The sequence below is a fragment of the Calditrichota bacterium genome, assembly GCA_014359355.1.
In the GTDB taxonomy this organism is placed as follows: domain Bacteria; phylum Zhuqueibacterota; class Zhuqueibacteria; order JANLFK01; family Oleimicrobiaceae; genus Oleimicrobium.
In genome coordinates, this window is sequence record JACIZP010000345.1 from 25,211 (window position 1) to 37,941 (window position 12,731).

Sequence of the window (12,731 nt, forward strand, 5' to 3'; positions counted from 1 at the left end):
CTGACGGAAAGGGGAGGGGTGTTACCCTCCCATTTTGCGCCCATAGTCGAGAGGGTGGAGGGTGGTGAGCAGCGGGAACATCGGCACCACTACCGGGTACGGCGCCCCGCGTTGCAGGACCAACATGTCCAGACGCGTGAGTTTGAGGCGCTCGAAACGGTCCGTGTCGATCTCGATCTGGTCGCTGTACTTTTTCTGCAGTTCGCGCACGTAGGGGTTGAGGTGTTGTTCAATCACCGCGACATTCACCTGCGAGAGGTCATCTTCCTGGCCTCGGGCACGGAGGAAAAGGTTGCGCTGATAAAGGGCAAGAATGTGGTCTTGCCACATCTGCACGTTGCGCTGCACCGAGAGGGCCTTGTCGTATCCTCGCTTGTAAGCCTCTTGGGCAATGTACTTGTCGCGGATGAGGTCTGCAATGGCCAGGCGCAGCTGGGCGGGGAACTCGCCTCTCTTGATGTGCCGCGTTCGGAACACCAGCGGATGCGCGTCGAGCTCCTTTTCCAGGTCCGCCACGGTCCACGTCGTGCCGTCGATGCGTAGCAGCGGGAGAGCGCGTAACTGGGCGATGTCGTCACCAAAGCGGTCGACGACGAGCTCTTCGTCCCCCTGTTGCCAGAAGTTCCGGTTGAAGGCTTGCCTCTTCTCTTGTGGCGAGGCCAAGAAGAGCGGCGCCAGGGTGGCGGCCAGACGGTAGAAGGTGTCCTCCACCAGAACCATCTTCTTGCCGCGCATGACCTTCTGGACGAACTGCAGGTAGGCGTGCTCGGCGCGCTCCTGGCGGATCGCCTCTTCCACATCGGTCCACTGTTGGCGCATCTGGGTGTCCGAGAGGAGGAGCGCCTGCTTCCAGCCCTGCACTTGCATCACCGTATACAGGGTGTCGTCGATCTGCACCGGGCCGATGACGTCCCCCTGGGCAAATGGCTTAGAGAAGAGCGCCCGCCTGATGGCCTCGTGTTCGGCGCGGCTCCAGGCGACCTCGCGCTCGGGTATCAGGCCCACGCCTCCAACTAAGGGGAACCCTTGGGCGAACGAGCCGCCGGAGGTAAAATGCTGGCGCAGCACTTCGGCGAGGCTGTCGCCACTGAACGAGTAATAGGCAACTCGATAGGTGCGTGTGGACGCCTGAAAACGGGGGGCGACATCTTTTGGCTTCAGCCTCACTCGCGTGTAAAAGTCGCGGTAGAACAACCACTGGCGCATGGCCTGCTCCTGGCGGCCGCGCAGATAGGCACGGAACTGTGCGTTGCTGAGGAGCTCATTCTCTGTCCCCGCCTCCAGGGCGAGCAGCTTTTCGGCAATGAGGGTGTTGAGGACGATCTTGCGGTGGACGTAACTGTCGCCCCGGCAGTACGGAGGGCGCGGTGTGTACTCGGCGCGACGAAGGAACTCATCCACCGTGATCACGCGGTCGCCTACGCGCGCTAAGGGCACCTCGGCGGGCAATTCGGGCTTCTTGTGGCAAGCGAGCGTGACGAGCGCCGCCGTGAGCAGGACAAGCAGCACGCTCACCAGCCAAGCCAGCCAACGCTGCTGTGCAAACACCCCCGGGGTGATCTTTCTGCGCATGGCAAAGTTCAAAAGAGGACTCCTATGGTGTACGCGTGCACTTTGCCGAGGATGCCCAGACCGCGGTAGGCGTACTCAAACTTGAGCGCAGTGTTGTGCATCATGTAGATCGTGGCGCCGCCCCCGAAGGCCAGACCGTATTCTGAGTCCTCCATGAACAGTGCCTTGTAGCCAGCACGGAGGAAGAAGGAACCGGTGGCGGGCAGGACCCATTGGTACTGTGCCCCCACGTTCACCGACTCGCTGTTGTTGTTGGGATGCAGAGCGTCAATTGCCAAGGTCAAGCGGTGACGCTCCCGCACCAACGGGTGAACGGCCACGCCGATCCTGAAAAGCAGAGGCAACTCCCAGGACTCGAGGCGGAATTGGCCGCGGACGTCCCGGTAATTGCCTTGCTCCAGCGGCAAGATGTCGATCGGCTGCAATAGGTCCATGCCGTCGTAGCGCATTTTCGTGCCAAAGTTGGAGATGCTCATGCCGATGCTCATCCCGTCGGACCGTTCGCCCGTCGCCGAGAAGAAGTGGGTCTGCAGCAGGACCCCCAAGTCGGCGGCCACGGCGTAGGCGCCCACGTGCCAGATCTGGGAGGACACGTACTTTGCCGAGGCGCCAAATGAGAACCACTGCGCCAGTCGCCGAGAATAGGAAAAGGCAAAGGCAAAGTCGGTGGCGCTGAAAGTTTCGCCTGTCCCCTCCTGGCTGGCCACAGTGGTGACCTCCATTTCGCCGTAGCCAGTGTGGTAGAGGCTCAAGGCAAAGGTTCCCAGGCGCGGCAACACCAGGCCAACAGCCGCGGCCGAGGTGTTGATGTCCAATAGCCACGGCTGGTAGGTGAACTGCGCCTCGCTGCGCGCCATGTACCCCAGCCCGGCTGGGTTCCAATAGGTGGCAGAGAGGTCTGTGGCGACGCCCACGTAGGCATCGCCCATGGCGGCCCCGGCGCAGCCGAAGCCTATCTCCAAGAAGTTGGCGGCCGTGGTCCCTGCCCGGTGCGGCTTCTGGCCGTAGGAGAGGGAGTACCAGGCTAGACAGAGGACTGCGACCGCCGTCCCCACTCGCTGCCAGTTGCTGTTCATCATATCGCCCTCATGTGCTATTTCGTCTTGCGTCTGGCTCACTTGATGATGGCAAACTTGCCCATCTGCTCATCACCAGTGGCGTGGGCCTTCACATGGTAGAGGTACATCCCGGCGGCCACCTCCAGGCCCTCCTTGGTGAGCAGGTCCCAATGGGCGGTGCCATCGTCGAGGGGATTGTCCACCTCCAACACATCCACCAGCACGCCGCTGACCGTGAAGATTTTGATGGTGCATCTGGCGGGCAGGTGGGTGAACATCAGTCGGCGACGCTGGTTCAAGCGCCAATTGGATACCGCCGGCTCCATGGCATTGGTGGCCACATACGGGTTGGGCACGACTTTGATAGTGCGCATGGTCTGGCGCAGGGCGGCCACATCCAAGGGGCCGGCCTCACTGACCTTGAACGACAGGGTGTCGCCGGAGAAAAACGGCCGCCTAAAGGTGACTCGATACACGTCATTGGGTTTCGGGAGTCGGCTGCTGTCGCCAGCTACAGTGAAGTCCAGGATGAAGGCGGTCCCTGCCCACTTGTTATCGGTGGTCACGGGGCCAACCAGCACGCGGTCCTGGAGAATGTCGAAACGGAGGTTGGCATTTCTGTCCTGTACCACAAGGTCCAGGAGCTCAGGGGCGCCTCCCGGGCCGGCGAACGAGCGGTTCACCACGTAGAAGCTGAAGGGCAGATTGACCAACAGCGCAGAGCGACTGACCCGTTGCCCAGTCTCGTCGCGCATGGTCTTGGTGCTCACCCTGCCCACATATGCGGAGTCATTGCCGGTGAACACGATTTCATAGTCCCAGGGGAATAAGTTGCTCTCGGGTGTTTGCACCAGCCGCATCGGGCTTGAGCCCACCAACCACCCGCTACGCGCCACGTCCAGTTCGGCGGTGATGACCGGATGCAACATTTTCAAGCGCACGCCGTCGAAGATATCGGTGTAGATCTCTTGGCCGGCGACGAAGTGGGAGTACGGCTTGAGGACGGAATCCACGCGCGCGATGTTGTTGTAGGCGAAGCGAAGCGGGGTCTCTTCGTAGACCAAGGCATTGTCCGCAGTGACGTCGAACACGTGAATGCCGCTGGTGGTGTAAAGCAGGCCGTGGGCATAGTTGGCCACCGCCGAGAGCGTGTCGATGGTGAAGGTCACCTTGTAGGTGTGTCCGGTCTTCAGGCTCTTCTCGGCCAGGATCTCCGGCTCGATGGAGCCGCAACCAAAGATCAAGCCCTCGCCCTGGCTTCCTACGGTGGGCGGCACGTAGCCAGCAGCCGTTTGATGCGGGGTGACGATCTGCACGTTCTTGCCGACCGCTCGCACTTCCTCAGCCTCGTCCAGATCGATGTAGATGCTGTTTTCTGAGGGAGCGATGCCGGGCCCGATATTCACCGCCCCAGAGTCGTAGGCGACCAGCGCGTAGTAGTAAGTGCGCCCGTTCTGCACTTCGCGGTCGATGAAGTAATGGGTGATGCCCGAGTCGTCGCCGAGGTAGTAGCCGGCACCGTTCACTAGGCCGTAGTTGGTGAAGCCGCGCTTGCCGTCCTTCAGGTCACACTGAAAAATCGGCTTGCGGAACATCGGCGTGCCGTACCCGTCGGTGATGACCTCGCAATCGGACATCTTCTTGTCGGTGGCGCGGAAGAGTTTGTAGCCCTGGAAATCGTTGACGTTCTTGAGAAACGGGTCACGCGTGCGCGTATCCGCGACGTTGTCCCAGGTGAGGATCACGTAGCCATCTCCCGGGGTGGCGGTCAACGTGGGCATCTCAGGCGGCTTGGCGAAGCGGTAGTCGCTTTCGTAGACGACCTGCACAATGCGCTTGACCTCGAAGAGGGCAGGTGCGCTGTGTTGTGCCGAATTCAGGCCTTCCAGGGGGTCATAAGAATGGAGCTCGGACATGGAGATGCGTTCGGTGCGCCCTTTGTACAGCGGGAACGGCCCCGAGGCAAAGACCTCGATGAGGTTGGAGATCTTCCCATAGTACTCGACGAGTGTGTCGGAGGCCATGATCTCCCACATCGATTTGTCACCGCGGAACCAGCGGTAGTCGGAGGCGTGGCTGGGCACCGGGAAGAGCAGGAAGGCGGTGAGGCCGATCATGTCGGATTCGGAGACGTCGGTTTCCGCGAAGTTTGGTTCTGCTTGTCCCTCCACGCGGTCAGGGCGGTGGTTGCACTCGCCTTCGTCTGGACCGGTGTAGTTGAGTTCGGCAGGGCCGACCCCATCCAGCCCCACGTCATCGCCTGGATTTTCAGTTATCTGATACGCGCCATCGCCGTTGCGGTCCTCGCCGTCTTGCCAATCCTGGTCCTCGTCGGCATCCCAGTGCGGACGGAGATCCTCGACCTTCAGGTTGTAGAAAGAAAGGAAGGCGCTCAAGTCTGCGATGCCCTCGGTGGGTCCGATGATTCTCGTGGCGTCGTTGTCGCGCTTTTCGTCAATCAGCCCGTCCTCGTCGTTATCCACCCCGTCCCAGCCAATGCCCGGGCTTTCCAGGTAGGCAAAGCCCATGGTGCCCGTGGGCAACCCTCCCTGTCCAATACCGTCCACGTCCCAGGAGTAGGCCATATCCACCTTCTTGTCGAAGAAGCCGAGCTCGTCGTCGCTCTCGCCACCGATGGCGTTGTCGACCCAGTAGCCGAAGCAGACCTGGGGCAGGTCGTAGTCAGAGATGTTGGCGATGGTGTATTCCCAGAAGATGGCGTCCCGCGCTTGCGGGTTGTTCCACTGGAAGCCGCGCTGTTCGACGCGGATGCCGATGCCACCCCACGGTTTGCCCTTCTGGATGGTCACCTGCGGACGGATGTCGCCAATCCTGACGCCGGGGCGGGGATAGTACTTCACCCGATCCTCGGGCCCGAGGTACTCCTGGTCCTGGGCATCGTTGGCGACGAAATAGGTCTCCAGGTCGGCTTCCATTTTGCCGCGGCCGAACCGCCCGTCCCACTCACCAGGCCAATGGAGGAGATGATCGGTGTAGGGCCACCCTTGGGGCGGCCACGAGTCGGGCCGGTTGCTCATGGCCGGATATTCGCCCGCTTCGTTGAAGTAGCCGAACACGGGATAGAGACCCCATTCGATGGTGCCGGTGGGGTCGCGATCCATCTCCTCGCGGTAGCTGGTCTGCAAGAAGTAGAGCGTGTCCAGGTCCTTGCGTGTGCTGATCTGCACCGGGTCGGTGACTGGGATGGAATCGTTCTCCACGAAGACCCGCGCCCCGATGAGCAGGCCGACGCCGTCGGTCATGCGCACGCCGCTCATGTTGTTCGGCCAGCGCGACCACTGCGAGCCCACCACGCCCGAAACCCACTTGGCCAGCTCGGTCGTGTTCTTGAAGTAGATGAAGACCCGATTCCCGGTCATGTACCCCTCCCTTATGGCGGCGATGTCGCCGGCAGGGTCATCGGGTCCCTCGTACTTTCGCCCCTGAGCGAAGAGCAGACTGCTTAGCGCACAGAGCAACGCCAAGGCGATTCCCGCGAATTTGGCTGACTTGAGCATTTGGCATTCACCTCTTTGTCTGAACGACCTTGCCTCGGATAACAACTCTTCTTGCTGTGCCGTGCCTTCAGAACACCAGGCCGATGCCGAACTTGACCAGCCGCGGCGCCGCGAACATTGAGGGGTTGTGCACCCGATCCATGTAGTCGTTAAAGTCGCTGCGATGCCCCGCAATGTCAGAGGGACGCACCACTGCCGTGTACGCGCGGCCAGTCTGGCTGTTCACCCACACTTCGTTGAGCCTGTCTAAGAGATTGTAGACGTTCAGGGTCAATCGGCACTTGAACGACGCGGACAATGGAATCGTGTAGAAGCTGCTCATGTCGACGCTCACGCGGGCCGGTCGCCAAGCGTTGTTGGGATAGAGATTCACCCGTGCCAGCATGCTTTCGGGCAAGGGATCCCAGGTGTACGGAGCACCGGAGTTGTAGTAGCCGGTGAGTGTGGCCCCGTAGCGGGCAGTGTTGTAGCCTACCGTGACGTTGAGCGTGTGGCGCTGGTCCCAGCTCATGGGGATCAGCCGCACCACAGGGTCCATGCTGTTGCCAGCACGGTCGAAGGTCTGCGTCGGATAGTCAGCATTGCCGCGCGTGTACTGCAGCGTATAGTTGAGATAGGCGGAAAGTGGGCCCCGCACAAAGTCGTACTTGACCTCCAGGCCTTTGGCGTTGCCATAGTCCTTGTTGCTGTAAAGGCCGTACTCAATCTGGTTGAAGGTGGTGATGACCTTGGCACTGAGGAGGTCGTAGATGTCACGATAGAAGAGCGCCACCTCCAAGCCCATGCCGGGGATGAGCTCTTGCCAGAGCCCGACCTCGTACTGCACGGTTTTCTCAGCCTTCAGTTGCGGGTTGCCCATGACGGTCACAAAATCGGTGGGCGCCACCCTGAAGTCGTGATTCTGGTAGAGGGCGTACAACGGCGGCATCTGGAAGAAGTGCCCATAGCTGAAGCGCAGGAGGGCAGTTCTTCCAAGCTGGTAGGAGAGGCCAAAGCGCGGGCTGATCTGCACCTTCGGGTCTGCCTTTGGATAGGTGGACATGCGGGACGGGTCATCGAACGTGAGCTGGTTGGCCGGATTGCGGAGTTGCGAGGGGTAGACCGTCCGCGGGTCGAAATAGTCATAGCGCACCCCCACGTTGATGACCATCTCGTCGAATTCCATCTTGTCTTGTACATACGCGGAGAATTCGACAGGCTTGACCCGGTACAAGTCGGTGTAGATGGAAGAGTCGGGCAGCACCACAGGCTGGTAGAGCTCGCTTTCCAGGTCGGTGTTGTAATAGAGGTTGCGAATTTCTTTGTACCGATTGTGCAGGTCGTAGCGGGTCACCTGGAAGCCACTCTTCAGGCTGTGCCGAGAGGTAGCCTGCCAGGTTACGTCGTATTTGACAGACTGCTCCCGCATCAGCCGCTCGTCATGGCCTTTTTGTTGGCCCCCGGTGAAAAAGCCGGGACCGGTGTCGCGCAGGAACTTGTCGTGCACATATCTCTTGTCCAGTGGGTCCTTGAACACGTACCAGCCGTGGTCATGGTAAAGGGCCGAGAGCTTGAGCTCGTAGAAAAGGCGTGGCGAGAGCATATGGTTGAGCTGCAGCGCTCCCATATGGGCATCGCGGTGGGTGGCAGCCATGCCGTCCGGGTTGTACTTGAAGGCATGGTTGTAGTCGTGCCACTCGTCGCGGTTGAGTGTGTAGAGGAGGCCCAACTTGAGGTTGGGCGTCGGCCGCCAGGAAAGCTTGCCCATGAGAGAGAGATTCTTGCTGCGGTTCATGGGCACGTAGGCGCTGTCGCCAGTATGCTCGGAGTACCACTGCGCTGGGTTATCGGATTCGAAATTGCTGTAGTCAGAGGGACGAAAGCGGCGCACGCCGTTGAGGTGGTTCTTATTGTCCTGATAGCGAAAGTCGGCAAGAAAAGTGAGCTGCTCGCCCAGGAGCGGCCCGCTCAGCTGCGCCTTGTAGTCCTGGTTGCGCGTGAGCTCTTCGTCGCGCAGCCCGATGAAGATGTCCTTGTGCGTGGTGAGAAAGTTGGCCAGGTCAGCGGAGAGCGCGCCGTGCAATTGACTGCCGCCGTCCTTGGTGACGGCGTTAACCACACCGCTCATGGCCCTGCCGTACTCGGCATTGAAGGTGCCGGTAATGACCTCGAGGTCAGCGATGGCGGTGGGCTCAAGGTCCACGTGCCGCCCGGAGCCACCGAACGACTCGGTCACCTTCATGCCGTCGATGAGGTAGGCAACCTCGGTGAGGCGACCTCCTCGAAAATGGCCTTCCACCACGCCGGCCTGCAGGCCGATGACCGCTCCGACGTTCTCCACCGGGAGGATATCCATGAGTTCGGAGGAGACATTGCGGATGGAGCTGGTCTGGTCCTTCTTGATGACCACCCGCTCTGCCTGCACGACAACTTCTTTGCCTTCAAGCACGGTGGGGTTCAGGCGGATTGTCACCTCCTCGGTGCGGTTGACGGAGACCCGAACGTTTTGCAGGTGCACGGCCTCGTAGCCGATCATCGTGGCACGCAGGGTGTAGGTGCCGGGTGGCATGTTGAGGATGAAAAACTGCCCGTTCTCGTCGGTGGCGGCCCCTCTGGTGGTGCCTTCAACGACGACGTTCACCCCAGGCAACGGGCCGCCCGTGCTGGCATCCAGTACCCGGCCGACGATCTTGCCTGTGGTTTGCGCCCCCGCCAGTGGGGCAAAGGCCAGCAACGCGGTCGCCAGCACGATAAACGATGTCATCTGTCCACGGCGCATAGCTCTGTCCTTGCATGGTATGCTCAGCTGGACTCCAAAGGAGTCGGTGTTTGATACGGGAAGACGGCACTTCCGGCGTCCTTTGCCTCTCGATGCGCACGCTGCCCAGCCTGGTCAACCCCGCCGCTGGGCGACGGGGTTGCCCACTACGGCTGACTGGAGGAGGCAGCACCTAACGCATCAGCACCATTTTCTTGGCCTGCACAAAGTCGCCTGCCCGCAGGCGATAGATGTACACGCCGGACGGCAACCCCTCAGCGTTCACGGTCACCGAGTGCGTCCCCTCCGGCTTCAGCTCGTCCACCAGGGTCCTCACCTTCTGCCCCAAGGGGTTGTAGAGCTCTAACTTTACCACCCCTGGCTTCTGCAGGGTGAAGGTGATGACGGTGGCCGGGTTGAACGGGTTCGGGTAGTTCTGGCGAAGCTCGTAGGCCAACACCGTCTTGGCTTTCGGGCCTGTCGGCACCTCGGTGCGGACAAACATGGTGTCGCCTATCCAGGTGTAGGTCCACTCCTGCGGGTTCTGCCACTGGTGGTCGGTGCTCACCGGTGACAGCCCAAGATTGCCCTGCCACGTGCCCCCATCGTTGTCGTGGAAGTAGAGGTCGATGGGGATGCGCATGCCGCGTACTGGGTGGAAGCGGACGTCATCTTGCACTGGCAGCGAGTCCAGCGGTATCTTCGCCTCCAGCACGTAGTCTCTCCCGCCGAGATCGGAGAAGTAGTAGTTCTCGTGCTCCGGGGTGTAGAGCGTGCCGCCACCCGAATAATCGAGCTGCAGGCGGTCTTGCACAAAGTAGATGATGTAATCGGGTTCGGCACCGCGCTTGATGGCGCTATGCTGCAGGCCCCGCTGGTCGTAAAGGCCAATGAACATCTGGAAGGCGTCCTGATCCCACCAGTTGCCCGGGCCGTAGAAGTAGGAGTCATCCACCACATCTGCGGCGACGTAGAGGAAGGTGTCGTCCACCGCCAAGTAGACCGTGCCCGTCAGGTCGGCTTCGTTGTTGACATCGCCCACTGGCACATGGTGGGTCTCCGGCTTGATCACGAACGGCATGATGCCGCTGGCGTCCCACTCACCCAAGTCGCCGTCAGCCGCAAAATTGGCCGGCGGCTCCAGCGAAATGGTGGCGATGCCTTGCGCGGTGTTGGTGGCTGGTCCGGACAGGCCCAAGGCGCTGACGTTGCCAGCAGCATCCTTGCACTCCACCGCATAGTAGTAGGTCAGCTCCTTGTCCACCAGCGGATGGTAGAGCCAGTGCGTCACCGCCTGGGTATTCTCCGGCACCTTGGCTGCCACCACGTCCAACCCGGCCAAGTTGGCAGGGTCGATGGGCTGCAGGCTGGCGTAGACCGTGTAAGTCTCGTCCTTTTCGCCGGGGACGTCTTGCCATATCACCAGGTTGTAGTAGGCTCCTGCGACGCCGCGGACGTTCTGCGGTGCCTCTGGTGCCGTGATGTCGATGGGCGGGTTACCGGTCCAGATGTCGTCCAGGTAGACCTCCTTGCCCAGACCGCTGGCCTCCTTGATGTTAAATTTGAGCCCGGCTACTTTGGTGCAGTCCATCTCGCCCCCTTGCCACTGGTTGGTCGTGGGGTTCCAACCGCCGGCAAAGCGGTTAAAGTCCTTGAGGGCGATCTTTACCTGCTTCCAGGTGCCATCGTAGCCCACCGCCGCTTCCTCCAGGAGGTAGATGGCGTTGTACTCCAGGTCCGGTTCCACGCCCCAGCCGTCTTCATCCGGGTCGAAGAGCACTACCTCCAGCTGCCCCAGCCCGGCGTTGGCTTTAATCTTGAACTGCAAGGAGTCGGTGCGCCACGACGCCTGGAGGTTCTTGGGCGAGGCCAGGAAGAGGCCCATACCGTCGCCCAGTGCCCACGACTCAGTTGGTGTCCTCCACAGGATGGAGCGCGTGCCTGGGGTGGAGGCCTCGACATCGGTCACCTCGGCTGAGCCTGTGCCGCTCCAGCCGCCCCACAGGGTCACATTGCCGGGCACCTCCCGCCCGTTGAAGAAGATGATTTCCACACGAGTGGGCGAGAACAGGGCCAGATGGTCGAGGATCACGGTGCCAGTACACACATCTCCTGCACCGCTCCCGCTGATGGAGAACTCGAAGGAGAAACCCTTGATCTTGTCCAAGTCCAGGATGTCGTTTCCCTGGATTCCTGCCCAACCGGTGCGATTGAAAGCGCCGCCACCCCACTCATCCAAATTGGGGTCGAATCTGCCGTCCAGCAGCGGCATGGCGATGCGATGCCAGCCGGGGGCGTTGTCCAAGACGTAGTGGAACGAGTAGTAGTACTCCGACTCCATCACGTTGTAGGTCTTCACCCCGTTGGGCGAATCGCTCACGTCGTGCAGGTTGAACCTCAGGTGCACGCGCCCAGGCAGCGACTGCGGCGTTTCGTTGTAGTACCAGAACATCACCGAGTCGTAGGCGGACCAGTCGTAGAGCCCGTTGGAGTCTGGGTTCCAGTGCTCCAGCTTCACGTAGCCCCCCCAGCTTTCGATGTCGTGCACGCTGTATTCCAGGCGCATGGCGCCGGCCCCCTCTTCTGCCGGACTCGGCACATAGCTGACCTTCAGCCAGCACTTGGCAGAGTCGGCGTGCTCGCTGGTCTGATAGTGCTGCCCGCCGTGGTTGGGGAAATAGGCCCAGTAGTTCGTGTCTGCCGGTGCCGCGTCAAAGCTGTTGATCATAAGCTCTTGGGCAACCGCCAAGAATGGGGCCGCCAGCAAAGCAGCAACAAGCAAAACTGTCTTCATAGGACGGACCTCCTGTTTCTTTTGGCGTCATCTGACAACTCTTCACACTTTGTGGAGCATCAGGCCGCGCCATCACCTCCTTTCTTCACCTCTTACCGAAAGCCTTGGCATCCACCGAAAAGTCTCGCCTCTCACCTCCTTTCGTCTGCCTGGTGAAACGTTCAGCATGCTGTTCTGCATCTCCCTCGGCTCACCGGAAGTAAATGCGCAGCGTATCGAAAATGGCCCGAGCCGCCAGCGAATCGATGTCGCCCACTCTGCGACTGACGCGGAAGATGCCCCACCACTCCTCGTTGGAGAAGCCGTCAGGGTGCGCAGAGGAGGCATATCCACCGAGGTCGTGTGACCAGGGATCCCCCGCTTTCCACCACTCGTCGGAGTAGGCCATCAGGGTGGCGCCAATGCAGAAGGGGTAGCGCTTCATTTCCAGAAGTCGATTTCTTGCAAAGGTGGCCTGGGTGAGCTCATACTCGCAACCATTGCGGTTGTCATAGGCATCGATGCCGTATTCCGAGATCCACAGGGGCTTGGACGAGAAGGCCGAGTAGAGGAGGAAGGTGGGCCCGAACCCTTCCCGGTCCGACTTGTACAGGTTTAACCCCCAGATGTCGAGATACGGTAGATCGCTGTCGCGGGCCAAGTAGTCAGCAAGGCCTATGCGCGTGCGGTCGCCATTGGGACAAGCAACCGGGTGGTAACCGGCACCTTCAGCAAGAAAGGCGGTCACCGCCAGGTCCTCGACCAGGGAGTACCAGGCCCAGTTGTCGCCATTGGTCAGGTTCTGCTCGTTGCCCAACGACCAGGCCAAGAGCGCCGGGTGGTCCTTGATGGTGCGCACGTACTGCTCGAATTCCTCGATGATTCCCAGACGTTCACGTGGGGCGAAAAAGTCCGCCTCGGTGGACACCCAGAACCCGGCGAGCACTTTCAGGCCGCAGCGGTCTGCCTGGTCGAGGAGGAGCTGCTCCGCCTTGCCCCAGGTGCGGATGGCGTTGCAGTTCATCGTGCGTAGAAGGGGCATGTCTCGTGCGTACACTCGTTCCGGAAAAACC

General features: G+C 60.9%; 6 protein-coding genes. All 6 read right to left on the reverse strand.

Annotation, left to right across the window (positions count from 1 at the left end; genetic code table 11):
* Positions 1-21 precede the first annotated feature (21 nt).
* Positions 22-1,572: a hypothetical protein gene (locus H5U38_14565; protein MBC7188244.1), complete on the reverse strand. Its 1,551-nt coding sequence runs from the start codon at positions 1,570-1,572 to the stop codon at positions 22-24.
* An 8-nt stretch (positions 1,573-1,580) separates the two neighbouring features.
* A complete protein-coding gene (locus tag H5U38_14570) occupies positions 1,581-2,648 on the reverse strand; it encodes a PorV/PorQ family protein (GenBank protein ID MBC7188245.1) in 1,068 nt (355 codons plus the stop codon).
* Between the two features lie 38 nt (positions 2,649-2,686).
* On the reverse strand, positions 2,687-6,148 hold the full coding sequence (locus H5U38_14575) for a hypothetical protein (protein ID MBC7188246.1): 3,462 nt from the start codon (positions 6,146-6,148) through the stop codon (positions 2,687-2,689).
* A 67-nt stretch (positions 6,149-6,215) separates the two neighbouring features.
* The gene (locus H5U38_14580) at positions 6,216-8,891 is read right to left on the reverse strand and encodes a TonB-dependent receptor (GenBank protein ID MBC7188247.1); all 2,676 of its coding nucleotides are present in this window, start codon (positions 8,889-8,891) and stop codon (positions 6,216-6,218) included.
* 187 nt (positions 8,892-9,078) lie between these two features.
* The gene (locus tag H5U38_14585; protein MBC7188248.1) at positions 9,079-11,679 is read right to left on the reverse strand and encodes a T9SS type A sorting domain-containing protein; all 2,601 of its coding nucleotides are present in this window, start codon (positions 11,677-11,679) and stop codon (positions 9,079-9,081) included.
* A gap of 190 nt (positions 11,680-11,869) precedes the next feature.
* The coding region (locus H5U38_14590; protein ID MBC7188249.1) for a hypothetical protein at positions 11,870-12,731 on the reverse strand (862 nt) is incomplete at its 5' end.